At 56.6% G+C, this 23,747-nt stretch carries 20 protein-coding genes; 8 read left to right on the top strand and 12 right to left on the bottom strand.

Annotation, left to right across the window (positions count from 1 at the left end; genetic code table 11):
- Nucleotides 1-66: 66 nt before the first annotated feature.
- A complete protein-coding gene (gene lpdA, locus AB6V08_RS08055; protein ID WP_148420169.1) occupies nucleotides 67-1,491 on the top strand; it encodes a dihydrolipoyl dehydrogenase in 1,425 nt (474 codons plus the stop codon).
- A 54-nt stretch (nucleotides 1,492-1,545) separates the two neighbouring features.
- Here the strand turns inward: lpdA and AB6V08_RS08050 are convergent, their stop codons facing one another.
- A complete protein-coding gene (locus AB6V08_RS08050) occupies nucleotides 1,546-2,340 on the bottom strand; it encodes a DUF2950 family protein (RefSeq protein ID WP_368542189.1) in 795 nt (264 codons plus the stop codon).
- A gap of 10 nt (nucleotides 2,341-2,350) precedes the next feature.
- Nucleotides 2,351-3,913, bottom strand: coding sequence for a DUF3300 domain-containing protein (locus AB6V08_RS08045; protein ID WP_368542188.1), 1,563 nt, complete (start codon nucleotides 3,911-3,913; stop codon nucleotides 2,351-2,353).
- A gap of 479 nt (nucleotides 3,914-4,392) precedes the next feature.
- Here AB6V08_RS08045 and acnB point away from each other — a divergent pair, with 479 nt between their 5' ends.
- Nucleotides 4,393-6,990, top strand: coding sequence for a bifunctional aconitate hydratase 2/2-methylisocitrate dehydratase (gene acnB / locus AB6V08_RS08040; protein WP_368542187.1), 2,598 nt, complete (start codon nucleotides 4,393-4,395; stop codon nucleotides 6,988-6,990).
- A gap of 185 nt (nucleotides 6,991-7,175) precedes the next feature.
- Nucleotides 7,176-7,538 carry a protein YacL gene (gene yacL / locus AB6V08_RS08035; protein ID WP_368542186.1) on the top strand — a complete coding sequence of 121 codons (363 nt, stop codon included), beginning with the start codon at nucleotides 7,176-7,178 and terminating at the stop codon, nucleotides 7,536-7,538.
- A 30-nt stretch (nucleotides 7,539-7,568) separates the two neighbouring features.
- Here the strand turns inward: yacL and speD are convergent, their stop codons facing one another.
- The 3 genes from speD to AB6V08_RS08020 form a co-directional block, all read right to left on the bottom strand.
- Nucleotides 7,569-8,363, bottom strand: coding sequence for an adenosylmethionine decarboxylase (gene speD / locus AB6V08_RS08030; RefSeq protein WP_368542185.1), 795 nt, complete (start codon nucleotides 8,361-8,363; stop codon nucleotides 7,569-7,571).
- Entirely contained in the window at nucleotides 8,364-9,233 is an 870-nt protein-coding gene (gene speE / locus AB6V08_RS08025; protein WP_368542184.1) for a polyamine aminopropyltransferase, read from the bottom strand. It lies immediately after the preceding gene.
- A 100-nt stretch (nucleotides 9,234-9,333) separates the two neighbouring features.
- Nucleotides 9,334-9,681: a YacC family pilotin-like protein gene (locus AB6V08_RS08020; protein WP_025756784.1), complete on the bottom strand. Its 348-nt coding sequence runs from the start codon at nucleotides 9,679-9,681 to the stop codon at nucleotides 9,334-9,336.
- Between the two features lie 145 nt (nucleotides 9,682-9,826).
- Here AB6V08_RS08020 and cueO point away from each other — a divergent pair, with 145 nt between their 5' ends.
- Nucleotides 9,827-11,386, top strand: a complete 1,560-nt coding sequence (gene cueO / locus AB6V08_RS08015) for a multicopper oxidase CueO (protein WP_368542183.1) — start codon at nucleotides 9,827-9,829, stop codon at nucleotides 11,384-11,386.
- A gap of 137 nt (nucleotides 11,387-11,523) precedes the next feature.
- Here the strand turns inward: cueO and AB6V08_RS08010 are convergent, their stop codons facing one another.
- The gene (locus AB6V08_RS08010) at nucleotides 11,524-13,911 is read right to left on the bottom strand and encodes a glucose/quinate/shikimate family membrane-bound PQQ-dependent dehydrogenase (protein ID WP_368542182.1); all 2,388 of its coding nucleotides are present in this window, start codon (nucleotides 13,909-13,911) and stop codon (nucleotides 11,524-11,526) included.
- Between the two features lie 206 nt (nucleotides 13,912-14,117).
- Here AB6V08_RS08010 and hpt point away from each other — a divergent pair, with 206 nt between their 5' ends.
- Nucleotides 14,118-14,654: a hypoxanthine phosphoribosyltransferase gene (gene hpt, locus AB6V08_RS08005; RefSeq protein WP_032644976.1), complete on the top strand. Its 537-nt coding sequence runs from the start codon at nucleotides 14,118-14,120 to the stop codon at nucleotides 14,652-14,654.
- Between the two features lie 69 nt (nucleotides 14,655-14,723).
- Here the strand turns inward: hpt and can are convergent, their stop codons facing one another.
- Entirely contained in the window at nucleotides 14,724-15,386 is a 663-nt protein-coding gene (can, locus tag AB6V08_RS08000) for a carbonate dehydratase (RefSeq protein WP_368542181.1), read from the bottom strand.
- A gap of 107 nt (nucleotides 15,387-15,493) precedes the next feature.
- Here can and AB6V08_RS07995 point away from each other — a divergent pair, with 107 nt between their 5' ends.
- The 3 genes from AB6V08_RS07995 (at nucleotide 15,494) to AB6V08_RS07985 (ending at nucleotide 17,735) form a co-directional block, all read left to right on the top strand.
- Nucleotides 15,494-16,420, top strand: a complete 927-nt coding sequence (locus AB6V08_RS07995) for an ABC transporter ATP-binding protein (RefSeq protein WP_368542180.1) — start codon at nucleotides 15,494-15,496, stop codon at nucleotides 16,418-16,420.
- Nucleotides 16,417-17,187: an ABC transporter permease gene (locus tag AB6V08_RS07990; protein WP_100168639.1), complete on the top strand. Its 771-nt coding sequence runs from the start codon at nucleotides 16,417-16,419 to the stop codon at nucleotides 17,185-17,187. The genes AB6V08_RS07995 and AB6V08_RS07990 overlap by 4 nt, the downstream gene beginning before the upstream one ends.
- A gap of 107 nt (nucleotides 17,188-17,294) precedes the next feature.
- Nucleotides 17,295-17,735 carry a PTS sugar transporter subunit IIA gene (locus AB6V08_RS07985; protein ID WP_368542179.1) on the top strand — a complete coding sequence of 147 codons (441 nt, stop codon included), beginning with the start codon at nucleotides 17,295-17,297 and terminating at the stop codon, nucleotides 17,733-17,735.
- On the opposite strand, the gene AB6V08_RS07980 is transcribed toward AB6V08_RS07985, so the two are convergent.
- The 5 genes from AB6V08_RS07980 to AB6V08_RS07960 form a co-directional block, all read right to left on the bottom strand.
- Complete coding sequence (locus tag AB6V08_RS07980) at nucleotides 17,736-18,839, bottom strand: fimbrial protein (RefSeq protein ID WP_368542178.1); 1,104 nt, start codon at nucleotides 18,837-18,839, stop codon at nucleotides 17,736-17,738. It lies immediately after the preceding gene.
- Nucleotides 18,840-18,913: 74 nt separating this feature from the next.
- The gene (locus tag AB6V08_RS07975; protein ID WP_368542177.1) at nucleotides 18,914-19,468 is read right to left on the bottom strand and encodes a fimbrial protein; all 555 of its coding nucleotides are present in this window, start codon (nucleotides 19,466-19,468) and stop codon (nucleotides 18,914-18,916) included.
- Nucleotides 19,469-19,491: 23 nt separating this feature from the next.
- On the bottom strand, nucleotides 19,492-20,088 hold the full coding sequence (locus AB6V08_RS07970; protein WP_368542176.1) for a fimbrial protein: 597 nt from the start codon (nucleotides 20,086-20,088) through the stop codon (nucleotides 19,492-19,494).
- 2 nt (nucleotides 20,089-20,090) lie between these two features.
- The gene (locus tag AB6V08_RS07965) at nucleotides 20,091-22,667 is read right to left on the bottom strand and encodes an outer membrane usher protein (RefSeq protein WP_368542175.1); all 2,577 of its coding nucleotides are present in this window, start codon (nucleotides 22,665-22,667) and stop codon (nucleotides 20,091-20,093) included.
- Between the two features lie 36 nt (nucleotides 22,668-22,703).
- On the bottom strand, nucleotides 22,704-23,423 hold the full coding sequence (locus AB6V08_RS07960; protein ID WP_439649864.1) for a fimbrial chaperone: 720 nt from the start codon (nucleotides 23,421-23,423) through the stop codon (nucleotides 22,704-22,706).
- Nucleotides 23,424-23,747: the final 324 nt, after the last annotated feature.

Below are 23,747 nucleotides of genomic sequence, written 5' to 3'. Positions count from 1 at the left end.
ATAGAACGTCCCGGTGGATGAAGGGCGACAAGTACCTGGACCGCCGGAAATCAATAAGAGGTCATGATGAGTACTGAAATCAAAACTCAGGTCGTGGTACTTGGGGCAGGCCCGGCAGGTTACTCTGCTGCCTTCCGTTGCGCTGATTTAGGTCTGGAAACCGTAATCGTTGAACGTTACAACACCCTTGGCGGTGTTTGTCTGAACGTCGGCTGTATCCCTTCTAAAGCTCTGCTGCACGTAGCAAAAGTTATCGAAGAAGCCAAAGCGCTGGCTGAACACGGTATCGTCTTCGGCGAGCCGAAGACCGATATCGACAAAATTCGTACCTGGAAAGAGAAAGTTATCACTCAGCTGACCGGCGGTCTGGCGGGTATGGCGAAAGGCCGTAAGGTCAAAGTGGTTAACGGTCTGGGTAAATTCACCGGGGCAAACACCCTGGAAGTGGAAGGCGAAAACGGCAAAACCGTGATCAACTTCGACAACGCGATCATCGCGGCGGGCTCCCGTCCGATCGAACTGCCGTTCATTCCGCATGAAGATCCGCGCGTGTGGGACTCCACCGATGCGCTGGAACTGAAAACCGTGCCAAAACGCCTGCTGGTTATGGGCGGCGGTATCATCGGTCTGGAAATGGGTACCGTTTACCATGCGCTGGGTTCAGATATTGACGTGGTTGAAATGTTCGACCAGGTTATCCCGGCTGCCGACAAAGACATCGTTAAAGTCTTCACCAAACGCATCAGCAAGAAATTCAACCTGATGCTGGAAACCAAAGTGACTGCCGTTGAAGCGAAAGAAGACGGTATTTACGTTTCCATGGAAGGCAAAAAAGCTCCTGCTGAACCACAGCGTTACGACGCCGTGCTGGTGGCAATCGGCCGCGTGCCGAACGGTAAAAACCTCGACGCGGGCAAAGCTGGCGTGGAAGTGGACGACCGTGGCTTTATCCGCGTTGACAAACAGCTGCGCACTAACGTGCCGCACATCTTTGCTATCGGCGATATCGTCGGTCAGCCTATGCTGGCGCACAAAGGTGTTCACGAAGGCCACGTTGCCGCTGAAGTTATCGCCGGCATGAAGCACTACTTCGATCCGAAAGTGATCCCATCTATCGCGTACACCGAGCCAGAAGTTGCCTGGGTGGGTCTGACCGAGAAAGAAGCGAAAGAGAAAGGCATCAGCTACGAAACCGCCACCTTCCCGTGGGCTGCTTCCGGCCGTGCTATCGCGTCCGACTGCGCAGACGGTATGACCAAACTGATCTTCGACAAAGAGACTCACCGCGTAATCGGTGGTGCGATTGTCGGTACCAACGGCGGCGAGCTGCTGGGTGAAATCGGTCTGGCGATCGAAATGGGCTGCGACGCGGAAGACATCGCGCTGACCATCCACGCGCACCCGACTCTGCACGAGTCAGTGGGCCTGGCGGCAGAAGTGTTTGAAGGTAGCATCACCGACCTGCCAAACGCGAAAGCGAAGAAGAAGTAAGTTTCTTCTGACAGAAAAAAGCGGCTCACGAGCCGCTTTTTTTATGCCTGACGTTTACGGCGCCACGGGCTGCCAGCTGCCGTCCGGGTTGTATTGCGCGAGCGCCTGCGCTTTTTGCGCGGAGTCGTTGCCCAGATCCTTCTGGTACACCTTATCATCCTGATTCACCACAAAGCTCATCACCCCCGTTTGCCCGTAGCTGACCGGCCAGGCAACCATCGCGAAGCCGCTGTTTTTGTCCGGCAGAATGCGGAACCGGTAGCCGTGATAGCCCGCGCCGGGCTCGGTGGGGCTAAAGGCCGGGCCAAGCGGGCTGGGCGCTTCGCCGGGGGCTGCCGGCCAGTACAGGCCGTCTTTTTTGCCCGCTGAGCTCACCACTTTCTTCGCGTAGCTCTGGTTCATGGCGTAATAGCTTTGCTGCGCGTCGACGTAGGCGTGAAGCGCCTCGATGGCGGCGAGTTCGTTGCGCCCGATTTCGCGGGTCAGGATCTCCTCGGCGGCTTCCTGAATGTCAAATTGCCAGCCGCTGGCGGTCTTTATGACCGGGATGGGCAGCTGCCAGCTGCTGTCGCCGACCACCAGATGCGCCACGTCGCCGTTGATGACGGTGCTGTGTTTCACCTTCCAGTCGCGCAGGAAGCGATCCACCGCGTCCGGATCGACGCCTTCTTCGGGCAGAAAATCGCGCCAGTTTTCCCCGAGCAGGTTGCTCATCGCGCTTTCGTTTTGCTCGCTGATCGCGGTTGCCAGCGCGTCGGTGGCCTGTTCGGGCGTGCTGAAATGCTGCTGCGCGTGAGCGAGGGTGGAGGCCATCAGCAACACGATTCCACTGAGTAATTGAGTCTTCATGTCGGTTCCCTTAACGATGGCGGAATTCACGGTGCGCAGGGGCCTGGCGCGGCTGCAGGTTGCGCGAGGCTATCTGACGGCTCTGCGCCCCGCGCTGCTGCTGGGCCTGCCAGTTGCCGGAGCGGCTGTCGTTACCGCTCAGCGCGTTGGCGCGCGGCTGGCTGGTGCGCTGCTGAATAGGGCGTTGCTGCACGTTTCGCTGCTGTGCGGTTTGTGTCGCCCGCTGCTCCTGCCGCTGCGGGCGGTTCTCCCGCGGCTGCTGGGCCGCCGCGCGTTTCGCGGTCTGCGGTTTGCTGGTGTCATAGCCGCGATAGCTATTGCGCTGGGAGATCTGCTTCAGCTGCTGGCTGGCGGCCTGACGCTGAGTCTCTTTGCTGCCCGTGCGGGCCGCTTGCGGGAAGGTTTTCCCGGTCGATTTTTCCATTTGCGCCATCGCCGCCTGGCGCTGGCTATCCCGATTCACCGGCTTCTGCTGCGTCGCGCTCAGCCCTGTTGCCGTGGTGGTGGAGTGGAAGCGGCTGTTCAGCTGGCTGTTCGGGTAGGGCACCCCTTCGCGATAGGCCGGGTTATGCTGCCAGGTACGGTTGGCGTTTGTCAGATGCTCACCGCTGATTTTATTAAAGTTATCAACGTTGATATTGATGTTGTTGTCCCCGTTGCGGTTATAGCCGCCGTGATGATCCCAGTCGTCATCGTGGTGGTGATGATCGTCGTCATCGTCCCAGTCGATGTTGCTGAATATGGCGTAGGTGGTGGCCACGCCGAGGCTAAACCCCAGGCCGTTCACGAAGCTGTTGGAAAACTGCTCGCCGGGAGAGGGGGGCAGATAGGTCGGCGGATAGGCGGTATTCGGCCAGGTGCCGTACACCGTGTTCGGGTTGTAGGTTGGAACGTAAACCACCTGCGGGTCGGCAGACTCGATCTTGATGACCGTTGGACTGGTGGTGGTCGTGGTGGTCGTAGTGGTAGCGGTTGATTCCGTCGCCGCGGTTTTCGCGGGGGCCGGCTTGGTGACGGTGGTCACCGTCTGCTGCGGCGTGGACTGCAATGCCCCGGTCTGCTGTGCCAGCTGGCGCAGACGCTGCACGGAATCCATCACGTCTTTCGGCTGGGCAAGAAACGCATCGCCCAGGCTCTGCACCCACGGCGGGTTTTCCCCCATCAGCGACATCAGCTGAGGAAACGCGACCAGCGACTTCACGCTCGGATCCCACGGCTGCCCGGACACGGCCTGAACGGCGGCATCTCCCTGCATTTTGGGGTTGTCTTTCGACCACTGCGCCGCCTGAATCACGTTTGCCGGGTAGGTTGACGCCATCAAAATTTGCGACAGCAGCGCATCAGGATAGAGCGCGATGGGCGCGACCCACTGATCGATCTGCGCTGGCGTATAGGTTGGTGCGGCAGGCTGCGCTGCCGGCGTCGGGGTTGGGGTGGCGGCCTGTTGGGCAACGGGGGCGGGAGCGACCGGCGTTTCCGTCGCCCGGCTTTTAACGAACATGACGCCCGAGGCGGCAAACAGCCCGGCACTGCACAGAAGGACAAGCAGATGTGGCTTAAATGGCAACTTCATAAAGTGACTCCGAGAGAGCTGTGCCGTTAGGCGATCCTGTTGCCGCGAGTATTATTCACCCGTGTTATACAGTTTTGACTTTTATTGGGAATCAGACCGGGTTGCCCGGACAAAGAGTGTGAGCATTTATTACACAATTATATCCGATGCCGTAAAAGTCGCTGGGGCTTCGTGCGTTTTGCCGCAAATCTGCCAGCCCGGTGTGCTACCACCGCAAGGCAACAAACTAACCGCTGTAAGGCGGTTTTTTTGTGCCTGAAATTCGCCCTCTATCGCCGCTATACCATCCTTAACGATTCAGCAAATATTTTAATGTTGCTTTTTTGTAAACGGATTAACACTGTGCAGAAATCCTGCTATGCTGCCCGACGCGGTAACGGGCATTTACCCTACAAACTGCTGTCTCACAGGAGCGTGAAGAGAAGCCCAATACACAACGTGTATGCCGCACTATGACAATGAGAGCGAGGAGAACCGTCGTGCTAGAAGAATACCGTAAGCACGTAGCAGAACGTGCCGCCGAGGGAATTGTACCCAAACCGTTAGATGCAACCCAAATGGCCGCGCTCGTCGAGCTGCTGAAGAACCCGCCTAAGGGCGAAGAAGAATTCCTGTTAGACCTGTTGATCAACCGCGTACCGCCTGGCGTAGATGAAGCTGCCTACGTGAAAGCCGGATTCCTTGCTGCCATTGCCAAAGGCGAAGCAACCTCCCCACTGGTCTCTCCTGAAAAAGCGATTGAACTGCTCGGCACTATGCAGGGTGGCTACAACATTCATCCGCTGATCGACGCGCTGGATAACGACAAGCTGGCGCCCATTGCCGCTAAAGCGCTCTCTTCAACGCTGCTGATGTTCGATAACTTCTACGATGTGGAAGAAAAAGCCAAAGCGGGCAACGTCTACGCGAAGCAGGTTATGCAGTCCTGGGCCGATGCCGAATGGTTCCTGAACCGTCCTGCGCTGGCTGAAAAAATTACCGTTACCGTCTTCAAAGTGACCGGTGAAACCAACACCGATGACCTGTCTCCGGCGCCGGATGCATGGTCCCGTCCTGATATCCCACTGCACGCGCTGGCGATGCTGAAAAACGCCCGTGAAGGTATCGAGCCGGATCAGCCGGGCAGCATTGGCCCGATCAAGCAAATTGAAGCCCTGCAGAAAAAAGGCTACCCGCTGGCCTACGTGGGCGACGTGGTGGGTACCGGTTCTTCCCGTAAATCCGCGACTAACTCCGTGCTGTGGTTCATGGGCGATGACATTCCTCACGTGCCGAACAAGCGCGGCGGCGGCCTGTGCCTCGGCGGCAAAATTGCGCCAATCTTCTTCAACACCATGGAAGACGCGGGCGCGCTGCCTATCGAAGTGGACGTCACTAATCTGAACATGGGCGACGTCATCGACGTTTATCCGTTCAAAGGTGAAGTGCGTAACCACGAAACCAACGAGCTGCTGGCAAGCTTCGAGCTGAAAACCGACGTGCTGATCGACGAAGTGCGCGCCGGTGGCCGTATCCCGCTGATTATCGGCCGTGGCCTGACCACCAAAGCGCGTGAAGCGCTGGGTCTGCCGCACTCCGACGTATTCCGTCAGGCGAAAGACGTGGCCGAAAGCAGCCGCGGCTTCTCCCTGGCGCAGAAAATGGTGGGTCGTGCGTGCGGCGTAACCGGTATTCGCCCTGGCGCATACTGCGAGCCGAAGATGACCTCCGTGGGCTCTCAGGACACCACCGGCCCAATGACCCGTGACGAACTGAAAGACCTGGCGTGCCTGGGCTTCTCTTCTGACCTGGTGATGCAGTCCTTCTGCCACACCGCGGCGTATCCGAAGCCGGTTGACGTGACCACGCACCACACTCTGCCGGACTTCATCATGAACCGCGGCGGCGTTTCCCTGCGTCCGGGCGACGGCGTGATCCACTCCTGGCTGAACCGTATGCTGCTGCCGGATACCGTGGGCACCGGCGGTGACTCCCATACCCGTTTCCCAATTGGTATCTCCTTCCCGGCGGGCTCGGGTCTGGTGGCGTTTGCTGCCGCGACCGGCGTGATGCCGCTGGACATGCCGGAATCCGTTCTGGTGCGCTTCAAGGGCAAAATGCAGCCGGGGATCACCCTGCGCGACCTCGTGCATGCCATCCCGCTGTACGCCATCAAACAGGGCCTGCTGACCGTTGAGAAGAAAGGTAAGAAAAACATCTTCTCAGGCCGCATTCTGGAGATCGAAGGTCTGCCGGATCTGAAAGTAGAGCAGGCGTTTGAGCTGACCGATGCCTCCGCAGAGCGTTCCGCTGCGGGCTGTACCATCAAGCTGAACCAGGCGCCGATTGAAGAGTATCTGACGTCAAACATCGTGCTGCTGAAGTGGATGATCGCAGAAGGCTACGGCGATCGTCGTACCCTGGAGCGTCGTATTCAGGGCATGGAAAAATGGCTGGCGGATCCGCAGCTGCTGGAAGCCGATGCTGACGCAGAGTACGCGGCAGTGATCGACATCGATCTGGCGGACATCAAAGAGCCAATCCTCTGTGCGCCAAACGATCCTGACGACGCGCGTCCGCTGTCTGCGGTGCAGGGCGAAAAAATCGACGAAGTGTTCATCGGTTCCTGCATGACCAACATCGGCCACTTCCGCGCGGCCGGTAAACTGCTGGATACCCACAAAGGCCAGCTGCCAACCCGCCTGTGGGTGGCTCCGCCAACCCGTATGGACGCGGCACAGCTGACCGAAGAGGGCTACTACAGCGTGTTCGGTAAGAGCGGTGCGCGCATCGAAATCCCTGGCTGTTCCCTGTGCATGGGTAACCAGGCGCGCGTAGCGGACGGTGCGACGGTGGTGTCTACCTCAACCCGTAACTTCCCGAACCGTCTGGGTACGGGGGCGAACGTCTTCCTGGCCTCGGCGGAGCTGGCGGCGGTTGCGGCGCTGATTGGTAAACTGCCAACGCCGGAAGAGTACCAGGCCTATATTGCTCAGGTTGATAAGACGGCGGTGGATACCTATCGCTACCTGAACTTCGACCAGCTCTCTCAGTACACCGAGAAAGCGGACGGGGTGATCTTCCAGACCGCGGTATAAAAACCAACCCCTCACCCTCGCCCTCTCCCCAAAGGGGAGAGGGAATATAATCCCCCCCTCGCCCCTCTGGGGAGAGGGGCAGGGGGTGAGGGGGATTTTTTATTTTCATTCCTCCCACCTCTCACGCTTTTTTTCTTCTTCTCTGCTGCGATAATTACCCCAATGGCTTTGCAGAGGAAAACACTATGGATTACGAATTTCTGCGCGACATCACCGGAGTGGTGAAAGTGCGTATGTCGATGGGCCACGAAGCCGTTGGACACTGGTTTAACGAAGAGGTGAAAGAGAACCTCTCGCTGCTGGATGAAGTTGAGCAGGCGGCACAGACGGTAAAAGGCAGCGAGCGCTCCTGGCAGCGCGCCGGGCATGAATACACGCTGTGGATGGATGGCGAAGAGGTCATGGTGCGTGCCAACCAGCTTGAATTCTCGGGTGACGAGATGGAAGAGGGGATGAGCTACTACGATGAAGAAAGCCTGTCGCTGTGCGGCGTGGAAGACTTCCTGAAGGTGGTGGCGGCGTACCGCGAATTTATGAAACAGAAATAACCTACCGGAGCGTCCCTGCTCCTGGCGCCTTTACACGGCCGGAATATTGCGGCCGTAGTAGATTTCGCGCATCTCTTTCCAGAGCAGATCCGTAATGCCCTTCCGCTCTTCTTCGCTCAAATCTTCAGGTCGCGTGTGGAACATATAGTGTTTCAGGTCGAACTCTTTCAGCATCATCTTGGTGTGGAAGATGTTCTCCTGGTACACGTTCACGTCCACCATGTCGTACAGCGCCTTCATGTCGTCGGACATAAAGTTCTGAATCGAGTTAATTTCGTGGTCGATGAAGTGCTTCATGCCGTTGATATCGCGCGTAAAACCGCGCACGCGGTAATCAATGGTCACGATATCGGACTCAAGCTGGTGGATGAGATAGTTCAGCGCGTTCAGCGGGGAGATCACGCCGCAGGTCGACACTTCGATATCCGCGCGGAAGGTACAGAGTCCGCCCTCGGGGTGGCTTTCCGGGTAGGTATGCACGCAGATATGGCTTTTATCGAGGTGCGCCACCACCACTTCCGGCAGCGGGCCAGGGTGCTCGGTTTTGTCGATAAGCTGAGGGTCAACGGGCTCTTCGCTGACCAGAATGGTCACGCTCGCCCCCTGCGGCTCGTAATCCTGACGGGCAATGTTCAGGATGTTCGCGCCGATAATCGAACAGGTTTCCGACAGGATCTCCGTCAGGCGGTTAGCGTTGTAGAGTTCATCGATATAGGCGATATAACCATCGCGCTCTTCTGCCGTTTTGGCGTAGCAGATATCGTAAATACAAAAACTCAGGCTTTTGGTCAGGTTGTTAAAGCCATGCAGTTTAAGCTTTTTCAATTAGTTCACCTCCTTCGGGGACAGCGCGTCTTGCAGATACTGTGGCAGGGCAAACGCGGCGGTGTGGACTGCCGGGTTGTAATAGCGGCACGCTAAACCGGCCTGGTGGAAGCGGGCCTGAATAATCTCGGTGGAAAGATGGCGCAGCACCTCGTTGTCGGTCGCCCAGGCGAAGGTCATGATCCCGCCGTAGTAGGTCGGAATGGCGGCCTGATAGAAGCTGACGTCGGAAAAATAGGTGCTCAGCTTGCGGTGGCTGTCGAGGGCTTCATCCTGCTGCAGGAAGCAAACGCCATTTTGCGCCACGAAGATCCCGCCGGGCTTGAGGCAGCGTTTGCAGCCTTCGTAGAACGACGAGGTAAACAGCGACGCGCCCGGGCCGATGGGATCGGTACAGTCAGAGATGATCACGTCGAAGGTTTGCGACGTCTGGTTAACGAAGTTAACGCCATCGTCGATCGTCAGATTAAAGCGCGGATCGTCATAGCTTCCGGCGTTGTGGTTCGGCAGATACTGGCGGCAGAAAGAAACGACCCCGGCATCGATCTCCACCATCGTGATGGATTCCACGGTTTTATGGCGAGACACTTCGCGCAGCATCGCGCCATCGCCGCCGCCAATAATCAGAACGTGTTTTGCGTGCCCGTGCGCCAGCAGGGGAACGTGGGTCATCATCTCGTGGTAGATGAACTCGTCGCGCTCGGTGGTTTGCACCACACCGTCCAGCGCCATCACGCGGCCAAAGGCGGCGTTTTCGAAGATGATCAGATCCTGATGATCGGTTTTCTCATGATAAAGCACGTTATCAACGGCAAAGTACTGACCAAACTGGTCATGCAGCGTTTCATGCCATACCGTTTTTTCGGTCATGGGTGATACCTCTTTCGTTAACATCCATTACGTCCGGCAGAATGGCGCAACCTCTGGCCGCGATTAAACGGCCAGAAGACAACGAGAGGCGTCGGGAAGGTTATTTGACGTAGGCGAGCAGGCTAAGTGAATCACGAGCCAGTGCTTTGCATTTTTTTGCAGTGGGGATGCCGATACCGCTTAAATCACGGTAGCTGTCTTCACCGAGCGCTTTCATGTCGAAGCTGTCGTAGTTGCTGAGATCCCATTGGTTCTGCTGGGCAAAAAAGACCAGTGCGCGGCGAATCTGCCCGTTGGGTAAATTCTGGTAGCCACAATCATTCTTCAGGAATACAAAAACCGCCGTTAAATCGGCCATATCTTCCGCTTCATTTTCACTTAGCGCATAACTGTTCGCACACATTGCCATCAGGCTGCTGAACAAAATTGTCCTGAAAAACGTCTTCATTGCTTCTACCACTGCGTCACGGAAAATTAACGTTAGCATACTTGATGCCAACCCGACGATCTTTATTATCGACGCGCGGCTTGACCTTCCTGTAAGGGGAGGGTTTATGCTCAAATAATCGCCTGCTGGAAATAAGGAAATGAACATGCAACGTCGTGATTTTTTAAAATATTCAGTTGCGCTGGGGGTTGCCAGCGCATTACCGCTATGGAGTCGTACCGTCTTTGCCGCCGACAGGCCCGCCTTACCTATCCCGGATTTACTCACCGCCGATGCCCGCAGCCGCATTCAGCTCGTCGTTCAGGCGGGTAAAACTGCGTTTGGGCAGCACACCGCGTCAACCTGGGGCTATAACGGCAATCTGCTCGGCCCTGCGATTCAGCTCCGCAAAGGGAAAACCGTCACCGTCGATATTCACAACACCCTGGCGGAAGAGACTACGCTGCACTGGCACGGGCTGGAGGTGCCGGGCGAGGTGGACGGCGGCCCGCACGGCATCATCAAGGCGGGCGGTAAACGCAGCGTGACCTTTACTCCTGATCAGCGCGCGGCGACCTGCTGGTTCCATCCGCATCAGCATGGCAAAACCGGGCGTCAAGTGGCGATGGGGCTGGCCGGGCTGGTGCTGATTGAAGATGACGAAAGCCGCCTGCTGCGCCTGCCAAAGCAGTGGGGCATCGACGATGTGCCGGTGATTGTGCAGGACAAAAAATTCACCCAGGACGGGCAGATAGACTATCAGCTGGACGTAATGAGCGCGGCGGTGGGCTGGTTTGGCGATACGCTGCTGACCAACGGCGCGATTTACCCTCAGCACGCCGCCCCGAAGGGCTGGCTGCGCCTGCGCCTGCTTAACGGCTGTAACGCCCGCTCCCTGAACTTTGCCGCCAGCGATAAGCGCCCGCTGTACGTGGTGGCGAGCGACGGCGGCCTGCTGCCCGAGCCGGTAAAAGTCACGGAATTGCCGATGCTGATGGGCGAGCGTTTCGAAGTGCTGGTGGATATCAGCGACGGTAAAGCCTTTGACATTGTCACGCTGCCGGTGAGCCAGATGGGCATGGCCGTGGCGCCGTTTGATAAGCCGCATCCGGTGCTGCGCATCCAGCCGCTGCAAATCACCGCGTCTGGCGTACTGCCGGATACCCTCACCACGCTGCCTGCCCTACCGGCGCTGGAAGGGCTTACCCAGCGTAAGCTCCAGCTGTCGATGGATCCGATGCTCGACATGATGGGGATGCAGGCGCTGATGCAGAAGTATGGCAATCAGGCGATGGCGGGGATGCATCACGGGCAGATGATGGGCCATATGAATATGGATCACGGCAAGATGGGCGGAATGGATCACGGGAGCCACGGCTTCGATTTCCACAACGCCAACCGGATTAACGGTACTGCCTTCGACATGAATACCCCGATGTTTGCCGCTGCGAAAGGGCAGTTCGAGCGCTGGGTGATTTCCGGCGAGGGCGACATGATGCTGCATCCGTTCCATATCCACGGCACGCAGTTCCGCATACTGTCTGAGAACGGCAAAGCGCCAGCGGTGCATCGCGCGGGCTGGAAGGACACGGTGCGGGTAGAAGGCGGCGTGAGCGAGGTGCTGGTGAAGTTTGACCACTACGCGCCGAAGGAGTTTGCCTATATGGCGCACTGTCATCTGCTGGAGCATGAAGATACGGGGATGATGCTCGGGTTTACGGTTTAGTTCTGCGCGGCCTGATGCCCTCACCCTGACCCTCTCCCACGGGGAGAGGGAATAAACAAAAAAACGGCAACCGAGGTTGCCGTTTTGCATCTTTCCGTAGGCCGGGTAAGGCGCAGCCGCCACCCGGCTTTTGCTACTTACTTCTCGTCAGGCAGGGCATAGGCAACGATGTAGTCGCCCATCTTCGTACCAAACGAACCGTGACCGCCCGCAGAGATGACAACGTACTGCTTGCCATTCACTTCATAGGTCATCGGCGTTGCCTGTCCACCCGCCGGCAGACGGCCTTGCCACAGCTTCTCACCGTTGGTCATGTTGTACGCGCGCAGGTAGTTATCTGCGGTTGCCGCGATGAACAGCACGTTACCGGCGGTGGAGATTGGGCCACCCAGCATCGGCATACCCATGTTGAACGGTACAGGAACCGGCATCGGGAACGGCATGCTGTCCTGCGGGGTACCGATACGTTTTTTCCATACGATCTGATTAGTTTTCAGATCCAGACCGGAGATATAGCCCCAGGCAGGCTGTTTACACGGCAGACCAAACGGAGACAGGAACGGGTTCAGGGTTACGCCGTAAGGCACGCCGTACTGCGGCTGGATACCGGCTTCTGTACCGCTGCCTTTGGCGTCTTTCGGCTGCTCCATTGGGTTGCCCGGACCGCGTGGGATCAGGCGGGAAACGAACGGCAGCGCCATCGGGTTAGCAATCGCCACCTGACGGTTCGGGTCAACGGAGATCCCGCCCCATTCGAACATCCCCAGGTTACCCGGGAAGACCAGCGTGCCCTGCTCGGACGGCGGCGTGAAGATACCTTCGTAGCGCAGCTGATGGAACATCACGCGGCACACCAGCTGGTCAAACATGGTGGCACCCCACATGTCTGCCCCGCTGAGGTCTTTCTTCGGACGGAAGCTCAGGTCAGAGAAAGGCTGGGTTTTGCTGACGTAGTCGCCTTTCGCCGCGCCCTGCGGAACCGGTTTTTCCGGCGCAGGCACGACCAGCTTACCGTTGCTGCGATCCAGCACGAAGATGTTGCCGGTTTTCGCCGGGGCATAAATCACCGGAACGGTTTTGCCGTTAACGGTAATGTCCGCCAGCGTCGGCTGGGACGGCATATCCATATCCCACAGGTCGTGGTGGACGGTCTGATAGCTCCAGGCCAGCTTACCGGTGGTGGCGTTCAGCGCCACGATCGCGCTCGCGTAACGCTCCTGCTCCGGCGTGCGGTTGCCGCCCCAGATATCCGGCGTGGTCACACCCATTGGCAGGTAGACCAGATCCAGCTTCGCGTCATACGCGGCCGGCGCCCAGGAGTTTGGCGAGTTGAAGGTAAAGGTATGTTCGTCGGATGGGATCGCGTTAGGATCTTTCGCGCCCGGGTCGAACGCCCACAGCAGTTTACCGGTGTTCACGTCGAAACCACGGATAACGCCGGAGGTTTCGCGGGTTGAGAAGTTATCCGTTACCGAACCGGCAATCACGATAGTTTTATCGGTGATGATTGGCGGAGAGGTCGGCTCATACAGGCCAGGCGTGGTGTCCGGCATGTTGGTTTGCAGGTTCAGGATCCCTTTGTTGGCAAAGGTTTCGCACAGCTTGCCCGTTTCGGCGTTGATGGCAAACAGACGGCCATCGTTCACCGGCAGGATGATACGACGAGGACAGTCGGCCACCACGTCAGGGCTTGCGGTTTCTGCACGCGCTTCGTGATAGGACACGCCGCGGCAGGTGACGTGCTGGAACGACGGATTCGAGTTCAGCTGCGGATCGAAGTGCCATTTCTCTTTACCGGTTGCCGCATCAAGCGCGAACAGACGCTGGTGCGCGGTACACAGATAAAGCATGTCGCCCACTTTGATCGGCGTCACTTCGTTGGTCAGCTCACCCGGATCGTTCTCCATTTTCAGGTCGCCGGTGCGGAAGACCCACGCTTCCTTCAGGTTTTTAACGTTATCCGCGTTGATCTGCTTCAGCGGAGAGTAGCGTTGACCTTCCTGATTACGACCGTAGGCAGGCCAGTCGCTATCCGCGACCTGCGAAATCGCCGCTGCCGGGGTGGATTCGGTGTTCAGCGTGCCGTTAATTTCCTGCGGATCGTTGAAGCCGGCCCAGGTCAGGATGCCGCCGCTGATCAGCAGGGCCACCACCAGCGCCGCAACGGCACCGCTGGACGGCACGAGCAGGCGACGCCAGACGAACGGCAGGATCAGCCAGATACCGAAGAAGACAAGGATGTCACTGCGCGGCGTCAGTGCCCAGAAGTCGAAGCCGACTTCCCAGACGCCCCAGATCATGGTTGCGAGGAGTAATGCAGCGTAAAGCCACAGTGCAGATTGCTTTCTGCGGAACAGCAGGACGGTTACGCCAACCATAACCAGACCCGCAATCGGGTAGTACCAGGAGCCGCCAAGCGCGACCAGCCAGACGCCACCGATTAACAGATACAGCGCGCAGAAGGCTGCGAACGCCGCTGTAAGAGTTACCAGTAAACGCGGCTGTTGAGTTTTTATTTCAGCCATAGAAAAGTACTCGTCAGTTTTGTTAATTATTTGCTAGCAATTAATTATAGGTATTAACAACTGTGATCGGAATCACAAAATTTGCTTTTTATAACTCATGCGCCAGGGCTATCCATTTGCTGTTATAATGGCTGGCTTGCGAATCGATGCCGGAAAAACACTCGCCCGCATTGAGAGATTTTCATTAAAATCATATGGTTAGTAATATGAAACATACTGTTGAAGTGATGATCCCGGAAGCCGAGATCAAAGCGCGTATCGCCGAACTGGGTCGTCAAATCACCGAGCACTACAAAGACAGCGGCAGCGAAATGGTGCTGGTTGGCCTGCTGCGCGGCTCTTTCATGTTCATGGCGGATCTGTGCCGTGAAGTGCAGGTGCCCCATGAGGTCGATTTTATGACCGCATCCAGCTATGGCAGCGGCATGTCCACCACCCGTGATGTGAAAATCCTCAAAGATCTGGATGAAGATATTCGTGGCAAAGATGTGTTGATCGTGGAAGACATCATCGACTCCGGCAACACCCTGTCTAAAGTGCGCGAAATCCTGAGCCTGCGCGAGCCGAAGTCGCTGGCTATCTGTACGCTGCTGGACAAACCCGAGCGCCGCGAAGTGCAGGTGCCCGTTGAGTTTGTAGGCTTCTCCATTCCGGACGAATTCGTGGTGGGTTACGGCATTGACTACGCGCAGCGCTATCGCCATCTGCCGTACGTCGGGAAAGTGGTGCTGCTGGACGAGTAAAACGTGTTGGGTGCGGTCTGATGGCCTCACCCCGGCCCTCTCCCACAGGGAGAGGGAGAAAACCCCGCTTTATTTATGGTTCACGTGCTTAAGCTTGAGGTTGGCAATGCCCGAACGGTAGCGCTGCTCCAGCGTTTCGCGGTTGGTGGCCGACACTTCCAGGTTACGCAGCAGGCCATCGTGAATACCGTAAGCCCAGCCGTGAATCGACACCTTCTGCCCGCGTTTCCACGCCGACTGCATGATGGTGGAGTGCCCGAGGTTATACACCTGCTCCATCACGTTAAGCTCACAAAGCGTGTCAAGGCGGCGCTCCTGCGGCATTTCGCCAAGCAGTGAGCTATGTTTGAACCAGATATCGCGAATGTGCAGCAGCCAGTTGTCGATCAGGCCCAGCTCCGGGTTTTCGACCGCCGCCTGCACGCCGCCGCAGCCGTAGTGGCCGCAAATAATGATGTGCTCAACTTCCAGAACGTCGACCGCATACTGAACGACTGACAGGCAGTTGAGATCCGTATGAATGACCAGGTTGGCAACGTTGCGGTGGACAAAGAGTTCGCCAGGTTCAAGACCGGTCAAACGCTCTGCCGGAACGCGGCTGTCGGAACACCCTATCCAGAGAAAGCGCGGGTTCTGCGCTTGCGCCAGCTTCCCAAAAAAACCGGGATCCTCTTCCACCAGCATCTTTGACCATAGTGCATTGTTGCTGATGAGTGTATCTATGTCATTCATGGTGGTTAACGACCTGTAACCGAGTGATTGCGTTGCGCTACTATAGGGTAACCGGACTTTTAATGAAACCACACAACGTGTGTCAGAACTATAGGTAAGTTTAATTCATGGCAATTGCACTAGAGCTTGAACAGCTTAAAAAAACCTATCCGGGCGGCGTTCAGGCGCTGCGCGGGATAGATCTTAAAGTCGAGGCGGGGGATTTCTACGCCCTTCTCGGGCCGAACGGGGCGGGGAAGTCCACCACCATCGGCATCATCAGTTCGCTGGTCAATAAAACCTCTGGCCGGGTGAGCGTGTTTGGCTACGACCTGCAAAAGGACGTGGTCAACGCCAAGCGCCAGCTCGGGCTGGTGCCGCAGGAGTTCAACTTCAACCCGTTCGAAACCGTGCAGCAGATTGTGGTCAACCAGGCCGGCTATTACGGGGTTGAGCGCAAAGAGGCGGTTGAGCGCAGCGAAAAGTACCTTAAACAGCTCGATCTGTGGGAAAAGCGCAACGAACGCGCGCGGATGTTATCCGGCGGGATGAAGCGCCGTCTGATGATCGCCCGCGCCCTGATGCACGAGCCAAAGCTCTTGATCCTCGACGAGCCGACCGCGGGCGTGGATATCGAACTGCGTCGCTCCATGTGGGGCTTCCTGAAGGATCTGAACGACAAAGGCACCACCATTATTCTGACCACCCACTACCTCGAAGAGGCGGAAATGCTGTGCCGCAACATCGGCATCATTCAGCACGGCGAGCTGGTGGAAAACACCTCGATGAAAGATCTGCTCTCCAAGCTCAAGTCCGAAACCTTTATTCTCGATCTGGCGGCGAAAAGCCCGCTGCCGAAGCTGGAAGGTTACAACTATCGTCTGGTGGACACCTCAACGCTGGAAGTGGAAGTGCTGCGCGAGCAGGGCATTAACAGCGTGTTCTCGCAGCTAAGCGCGCAAGGCGTGCAGGTTCTGAGCATGCGTAACAAGGCCAACCGACTGGAAGAGCTGTTTGTCTCTCTGGTGCACGACAAACAAGGAGACAAGGCATGACGCATCTTTACTGGGTTGCGCTGAAAAGCATCTGGGCGAAAGAGATCAACCGCTTTATGCGCATCTGGGTGCAAACCCTGGTGCCGCCGGTGATCACCATGACCCTGTACTTCATCATCTTCGGGAACCTGATCGGCTCCCGCATCGGTGAGATGCACGGCTTTACCTATATGCAGTTTATCGTGCCGGGTCTGATCATGATGGCGGTGATCACCAACGCCTACGCGAACGTGGCCTCATCGTTCTTCAGCGCCAAATTCCAGCGCAACATCGAAGAGCTGCTGGTGGCCCCGGTGCCAACGCACGTCATTATCGCAGGCTATGTCGGCGGCGGCGTGGCGCGCGGGCTGTGCGTGGGGATCCTGGTGACGGCGATCTCGCTGTTCTTCGTGCCGTTCCAGGTTCACTCCTGGCTGTTTGTGGCGCTCACGCTGCTGCTGACGGCGATCCTGTTCTCGCTGGCGGGCTTGCTGAACGCCGTTTTCGCGAAAACCTTCGATGACATCAGCCTGATCCCGACCTTCGTGCTGACGCCGCTGACCTATCTCGGCGGGGTGTTCTACTCCCTGACCCTGCTGCCACCGTTCTGGCAGGCGCTGTCGCATCTGAACCCGATTGTCTACATGATCAGCGGTTTCCGCTTTGGCTTCCTCGGCATCACCGACGTGCCGCTGTTTACCACGGTGGCGGTGCTGGTGGTGTTCATCGTCGCGTTTTATCTGCTCTGCTGGTATCTGATCCAGCGCGGACGCGGACTGCGCAGCTAATCTCCTCGCCCGGCGGCATTCTGCGTGCCGGGCGCTTTTCTTTGATTACTATCACCTCACGCTAACTTTCACTCCGCTAAACTACTTGCCCGCTAAGGAGAGACGTTATGTTGGGTTGGGTGATTACTTGCCACGATGATGAAGCACAGACGATCCTCGATCGTCTGGAGAAGAAATTTGGCCCGCTGGTGCAGTGCCGGGCGGTCAACTACTGGCGTGGATTAAGCAGCAACATGTTGAGCCGCATGATGTGCGATGCGCTGCATGAAACCGACTCCGGCGACGGCGTGATCTTCTTAACCGATAAAACCGGCGCGGCGCCGTACCGCGTGGCCTCGCTGATGAGCCATAAGCACGACTCCTGCGAAGTGATATCCGGTATCAGCTATCCTCTCCTTGAAGCCATGTTCACCCGGCGCGACGCCCTGAGCAGCGCGGAATTTCGTGATGCCATCGTCCAGGAGGGCGCCCCGGGCGTCAGCAGCCTGTGGCACCAGCAGCAGAAAAACCCTCCCTTTGTTCTGCTGCACGACCTCTACTCGCTATAGCTACTCGTAATCCATCTGGAAGGTGGCGATGGCGTTAAAATCACCCGCCTTCATCGGGATGCCCGTCCACAGCAGCTGGGCAGAGAAGTTCAGGTTTGCCATCGACGCCCAGTCATCGCCGCGATCGTAATCCGTGCTGCTGGCGCTGTTTGGGATCATCTGCATCGGGATGTCCGTATTCATAATCTTCAGCGCGACCCCCGCGGCGCTACCGCTGCTTTGCCCCAGCATGGTTTTATCGCTGGCGACGTAGGGCGACGTCATTTTAATTTTAAGCTTCGGCGTGTAGCAGTTTTCCAGGGAGATCGAAAACGGAATCACCGGCGTATTGCCATATTTGATGTCGTTGACCCAGGCATCGCCAAGCGCGACGTTATTCCCCGACACGGTATTCCCCTGCGCCACGCCAAAGGAACAGCTGCTGGCCGGAACGGTAAATTGCAGGGTGCTGGCGGTGGCATTAAAGATAATGCTTGGCTGGCTGGACGGCCCGATCCGGAATTCGGCAAGCGTGCCCGGCAGCGCATTCCCCATGTTCAGCCCTTTCTGCGGCTTAAAATCGGGCGTGACCCACAGGGAATACTTCAGCTTCCACTGGCTGTCGGCGTCGGTATAGGGCGGATCCCCGCCCTGGGAGGCCACCGTGTTGTCCGTGCCATTCCCGCCTTTCAAAAAGAGATCGATAGCAGGGTGCGAGGTCCCGCAGCCGTCGGACACCAGGCACACGAGTTCAACGGTGTAATCGATGCCCGGCACCGTGGTTTTAATCAGCGCATTGCCGTCCGGCGTGGTGTAGCGGGTGTCGAGCAGGCTGCCGGCGGCATTAATAAAGTGAACGGTATTGTCGTAGGGCGTCCAGTTCTTACAGCCAATCGGATCGCTGGTCATAAACTGAATGACCCAGGTGTAACTCACGTTGAGGCTGGTTGGCGTGGTGACGTGATTGGTTGAAATGTTCAGCAGCGGCGAGCTGCCCGTGGTGTAAGTTCCTCCGTTGGTGCTGTGGATATAGCAGCTTTGATCGGCAAAGACCGGGCGGCTCAGCAGCGCGACAAGCGCGAGCAGCAACAGCATAAGCAGAGGACGGAAAGGGTGGTTTTTCATTTTTTTGCACAGCCTGCATACAAAGAAAAAAAGGGTGCCGCGCCGAACAGATGCCCGACAGCCCTTTTTGATTTTCACTGATAGGTCACCATGAACGTTACCAGGGATGTCACCGCACCGGGCGTAACATCAGCAATGGTTTTATCGTCGGCAATAACAATGCGCGCATTCATGTCCAGAGAGCCCGCCCCAGACGCGATTGCCACGTTCTGCTTAGGCTGCGTGGTGCAACTCAGAACCGAGCCGGAATCGGCCACACCTTTCCAGACTTCAAAGGCGGTTCCATGGGTTGAACCAAACTTATCGCTGGAGGCCGTTGAACAGTTTGTTCCGGCTCCAGGGGTAATTTGCACTACCGCATTTTTCACCCCGGAACAGCCGCTGAAGTTCAGTTTGAAGGCTTCGATACGACTTTTAGAGGTCAGATCGGATTTAAACACGTCGCCAAAACTGATTTCCGATGACGCGTTGCCTGTCGAATCCTGAATTTCTGCGCTACAGGTTCCTGGAACGACGTTAGTCTCAAACGTTGCCGTCAGACTGGTCGTGCCGGTGATTTGCGCTTGTGCCGCGAAGGACAACACGCCGCCGCAGACTGCTAAAGCTAAAGCCGAAATATGTTTACGCATTACTTGTTCCTTTCCCTGTATCGTTATTCGTAGCTGAAGTTAAACGTGGCGATGGCTCTGAACGAGCCGGTCGCTGCCTGATCGGCAGCGGTTTCCACCAGGGTTGCCACCAGTCCCACTTCTTTTGCTGTGATTTCATCCCTGGTCCACACCAGCCGCTTGCTGTCATCCGTTGAGTTGATGACAAAAGGGGCGTCCGGTGCGGAGGCGCGTGCAATGGAAAGCCCAATGTTGGCCGCACCGCCTGCTTCCGTCCCGACGCTGTTCGCAATCGCCGTTGTCAGGCTTTCAGAAACAGTTCCGCTCACCGAGGTTTTCAGAGCGTTGAGGCTGGAAGGACATTCGGTAATGACCAGCTTGAAGTTTTCTTTTGCGGCACCTGTCGCAATGGTGTCAACGCGGGTATTGCCGTTGGCGCCAATGGAAAGGGTGTTATTCGTACCGTCACCTGTCCCGCCATCAATTTTAATATCGCAGGTGGTTTCCCGGATATTGGCACTGAAGGTCAGGTCAATGTTTTCGGCCGCTCTCACAGCGCCTGCGGCAGTCAATAAAACCGCCACAAGAGACGTGCTGACCAGTAATCGCTTTTTGTTTAACGCAGCTATTTTAATTTCCATGCTTAAAGATCCCTTTGCATAACGCATATTTGATTATGGAGAATTGTGGTTAACCCCACTTTTTGTTCATCAGAACCAAACTGATAATTCACGGAACAGGTACTCTCTTTTCCTGCTCCCCATACCACCGTTAATTTTCCTGTTTCATTAACCCCCCTGACATACGCTTGCCCTGCCTGGCCTACGCTTCCAATGATTTCTCCTTTTTCATTCATGACGTCCGCGCCCAGCGGAATAAAGCCTTTATCCGAGCGCAGTAATTCGAGCACCGCTGAGCGGCCCTGATTCGTTTTAAAATTGACCATCACCACCGCCCCGTTACGCGGGACTTCGACGGTGCTGCTGCTCTCCACGTCGACGTCCGCGGTTAATCCGCTGGTATCCAGCGTGATGCGATTCTCCCGGTAGGCCGATAGATACGGCATCACCACGTAGCCGGAATCGCCAATCTCGCCGCGGCTGTTGCTGACCTTCGCGCCGCTGGCGCCGCTGGCTTTCACCAGCGCCAGCGCGTCGGTTTCGCCGATGCTGCCCGGCGTAAAGGTGATGCCCCCGGCGTGGGCAATCAGCCCGCCGCTGTAGCTGGTGGAGAATTGCTGGCTGTTGTCCGAGCTGGATGAGGCCGACACGCTTAATGGCCCGTAGGCGCTGTTGTAGCTGCCGTAAGCGCTCACCTGGCTTAAGTCCGCGGTGGAATTGGTGCTGTAGGTGGTGGTGACGCTGTAGTTATAGCGGCTGTCCTCCGTCGCGCCGTTTGCCGTCATATTGAGGTTATTCATTCCTTTCAGATCGGAACTCATCCCCATATTGACGTTATTAAATCCGGCTAAGCTTCTTTTCCCCTCGAGGAACGCGTCGAAGGGAATATTAATATTGACGTACAGGCTGTTATCGGGTTCACCGTAGGCATCGTAGGTGCGCTGCAGGGCCATGGAATAACTGCCGTAGCGGAAGCTGTTGCTATAGCCCATGGCGTAACTGGCCGTCTGGCTTTCACCTTTCCAGTAGGATTGCCAGCTGCCGTTAATATAAAAAGAGCCATAGTTGGTTTTATTAATTTCAATCGGCTGGTTAACGTTTACCTGCACCTGGTTTTTCATCTGCTGGAGATTATTCCAGGCCTCGTCGCTGCTTTCGTTTTCATATTTAATGCGATCCTCAAGCTCGGCGGCGTCGGTCAGGCTCAGGTAGTCTTTGGTTGAAAAACGCAGCGCCGCCACGTTCAGCGACGTATCGGTTTGATCGACCGTTTTACTCCACGACAGGCGATAGCTCTGCCCGTGCCTGGCGGGCACGCCGTCAATCTGTGCCGACGACCGGGTCACGTCAAAGGCCAGCGCGCCCAGGGCTGTGTTCATCGCAATACCCAGCAGCCCGGCGGTAAAGCCCATTTCGGTGTACTGCAGGCCGGTGTAGCCCGTGAAGGTGTTGTTCAGGCCGTAATAGATCGTGCCGTACCCGAGCTTCGGCGAGTGGTGCAGCGTATCGTCGTGCAGCTCGCCCGCGCCGGCTTCCCAGCGCGCATAGCCCGGACGCAGCATCTGCGTCACGGAAGAGAACGGCACGATGAACGAGTGCTGGCTCCCGTCTGACTCTTCGATGGTGACGGTCAGATCTTTGCCGTAGCCCGAGGCATTGATGTCGTTGAACTCGAACGCGCCCGGCGGAACCGTGGTTTCGTAGATCTTATTGCCGCTTTGCGACACGGTGACTTTGGCGTTGGTGTTCGCCGTGCCGCGAATGGTCGGGGCGTAGTTCGACATGCCGCTTGGCAGCATTCGGTCGTCGTTGTACATCCGCGCGCCGCGCAGGCTCACGGCGTCAAAGGCATCGCCCCGCGTCCAGGAGTCGCCCATCACCATCTGCGCCTTCAGCGCGGTGATATCCCGCTGCAGGTAGATATCCTGATTTACATAGCTGGCGCCCGCCTCCTGGCTCCAGTTCAGGCTGCCGTTGGAGCGCAGGCGCCACGGGCCAACGTTGGCGCCGTAGTGCAGCCCGGCGTAGGCGGTATCGCCCTGGGACTGCTCGCCCTGGTTGTGCCAGGCGTTCAGATCGTAAGAGAGCAGCCCGACGGTGATGCCGTCATCCCACAGGGACGGGTCGATATAGCCCGCCGCGTGCTTCAGCACATATATTTGCGGAATACCCAGATCCAGCGTCTGGGTGGCGGTATCAAACTCGACGGACGACCCGGGAAATACCTTTTCGATATCCCGGCACATCTCTTCATCATCGACGGTATCGACATGGGAAATATCCACGTCCATCTGCTTTAAGAGCTTAAGCGTCACGCAGGGCGTCGCCCGCGGCGTGCCGTTATCCTTAAATTTCACATCAGTTGTTAATTTCGTTACGCCGTTTACGGCCAGCGTCACCCGATGCGTACCCGGCGTCACCGGATTTCCGCGGGAATAACGATGAACGTCGATATTTGTGCCCGTGCTATATAAAAACTGATCGTTAAATTCGACGTCATTTCCCTCTCCCTGACCCGGCAGGGGAGCTGCGTTTTCAGCCGCGTTTGCACTCAGTGCAGAGCAGAGAATTAAGCATGTTAATGAGTGACGACCTAACATTTTTCACATTCTTATTGCGCAGGGGGTGAGAAAAAATTAGCGGTTCGCGGTTGCCTGATTATCTTCCGTGCCGCCAAAGTCATTAATCGAAACAAATTTCACGGTTGCGGAAGATAGCGACGCCGAGTTTTTAATTTTCATGTTTTCGCTGGAAAACGGCTTAATGGAGTGGCTGTCGGTCGCGTATTTTTTGCCGCCGGACACCACGTCCGCGCTGGCGATAGAGACGTTGTACGGCGAGTCATTTTTGGCGGTCAGAACGCTGCCGCCAGAAGTGAGTGACCACTTCAGATTCTTCACCGCCTCTTGCGGCGTGCCTTTCAGGCCCGTCGGGCGGAAGAACAGCTTAATACGGGTGCGGAAGGCCACCTGCAGCAGGTTCTGCGTTTCGGCGCCCTGGGCCTTCGGCGGCACTTCCAGAACGTTAAACCAGAAAAGGGATTCCCTGTCCTGAGGGACATTTTGCCCAAGCCAGGTCACGCGAATGGTCTGGCCTTTATGCGCGTCAACGCGGGTGACCGGCGGCGTAATAATAAAAGGAATTTTAAGCTCCTGCGGATTAACGCTATCGCGTCCGTCGTCGAGCCAGGACTGAACCAGTAAAGGCTTATTGCCTTTATTTTCCAGGTTCACGGTGACGTCTTTATTTTTTGCAGGATAAACAATGCGCGTCCCGGAAATAATAATATCCGCGCAGGCATTAAACGACATGATGCCCGCGAGAATAAGAATTGACGCATTTGCCATTTTGAACATTTTGCCCGTCACGATTTCACCTGTGTTAAATAATTGATATATTTTCTTCGTGATTTATTCACGGGTTTTCATACTAGAGAAATATCATTTTGGGGATATTTCATTTTTCTTATGCGCAGATTTAGTATTTCTACAAGAGAAAAAAGAGGGTGATGCAAAGGTATTTTCTGATGCTTAAACAAGGCGTTGAGATATTTTGTTAATTTGTGCTATCGACAATTGAAGCTATTTTTTGGCTTTTTTTATCGTTAATTGTTCAGGAGGCCAGATAACGACGCGAGGCGAGGGGAGAGGAAACAGGGGGATCGGGATGACCTTATGTTA

The sequence above is a fragment of the Enterobacter soli genome, from assembly GCF_964208575.1.
Lineage (GTDB): Bacteria > Pseudomonadota > Gammaproteobacteria > Enterobacterales > Enterobacteriaceae > Enterobacter > Enterobacter soli_A.
Note: the sequence above shows the minus strand (reverse complement) of the source record. Positions and strands in the feature narration are given on the sequence as shown.

What these genes read in the sequence shown, in the direction of transcription:
- AB6V08_RS07985 (WP_368542179.1), top strand. Translation starts at nt 17,295, where the DNA reads ATGTTGGGTTGGGTGATTACTTGCCACGATGATGAAGCACAGACGATC.
- AB6V08_RS08050 (WP_368542189.1), bottom strand. Translation starts at nt 2,340, where the DNA reads ATGAAGACTCAATTACTCAGTGGAATCGTGTTGCTGATGGCCTCCACC.
- AB6V08_RS07965 (WP_368542175.1), bottom strand. Translation starts at nt 22,667, where the DNA reads ATGTTAGGTCGTCACTCATTAACATGCTTAATTCTCTGCTCTGCACTG.
- AB6V08_RS07975 (WP_368542177.1), bottom strand. Translation starts at nt 19,468, where the DNA reads ATGCGTAAACATATTTCGGCTTTAGCTTTAGCAGTCTGCGGCGGCGTG.
- cueO (WP_368542183.1), top strand. Translation starts at nt 9,827, where the DNA reads ATGCAACGTCGTGATTTTTTAAAATATTCAGTTGCGCTGGGGGTTGCC.
- AB6V08_RS07995 (WP_368542180.1), top strand. Translation starts at nt 15,494, where the DNA reads ATGGCAATTGCACTAGAGCTTGAACAGCTTAAAAAAACCTATCCGGGC.
- AB6V08_RS08020 (WP_025756784.1), bottom strand. Translation starts at nt 9,681, where the DNA reads ATGAAGACGTTTTTCAGGACAATTTTGTTCAGCAGCCTGATGGCAATG.
- AB6V08_RS07960 (WP_439649864.1), bottom strand. Translation starts at nt 23,423, where the DNA reads ATGTTCAAAATGGCAAATGCGTCAATTCTTATTCTCGCGGGCATCATG.
- AB6V08_RS08045 (WP_368542188.1), bottom strand. Translation starts at nt 3,913, where the DNA reads ATGAAGTTGCCATTTAAGCCACATCTGCTTGTCCTTCTGTGCAGTGCC.
- hpt (WP_032644976.1), top strand. Translation starts at nt 14,118, where the DNA reads ATGAAACATACTGTTGAAGTGATGATCCCGGAAGCCGAGATCAAAGCG.
- speE (WP_368542184.1), bottom strand. Translation starts at nt 9,233, where the DNA reads ATGACCGAAAAAACGGTATGGCATGAAACGCTGCATGACCAGTTTGGT.
- AB6V08_RS08010 (WP_368542182.1), bottom strand. Translation starts at nt 13,911, where the DNA reads ATGGCTGAAATAAAAACTCAACAGCCGCGTTTACTGGTAACTCTTACA.
- AB6V08_RS07980 (WP_368542178.1), bottom strand. Translation starts at nt 18,839, where the DNA reads ATGAAAAACCACCCTTTCCGTCCTCTGCTTATGCTGTTGCTGCTCGCG.
- yacL (WP_368542186.1), top strand. Translation starts at nt 7,176, where the DNA reads ATGGATTACGAATTTCTGCGCGACATCACCGGAGTGGTGAAAGTGCGT.
- AB6V08_RS07970 (WP_368542176.1), bottom strand. Translation starts at nt 20,088, where the DNA reads ATGGAAATTAAAATAGCTGCGTTAAACAAAAAGCGATTACTGGTCAGC.
- can (WP_368542181.1), bottom strand. Translation starts at nt 15,386, where the DNA reads ATGAATGACATAGATACACTCATCAGCAACAATGCACTATGGTCAAAG.
- AB6V08_RS07990 (WP_100168639.1), top strand. Translation starts at nt 16,417, where the DNA reads ATGACGCATCTTTACTGGGTTGCGCTGAAAAGCATCTGGGCGAAAGAG.
- lpdA (WP_148420169.1), top strand. Translation starts at nt 67, where the DNA reads ATGAGTACTGAAATCAAAACTCAGGTCGTGGTACTTGGGGCAGGCCCG.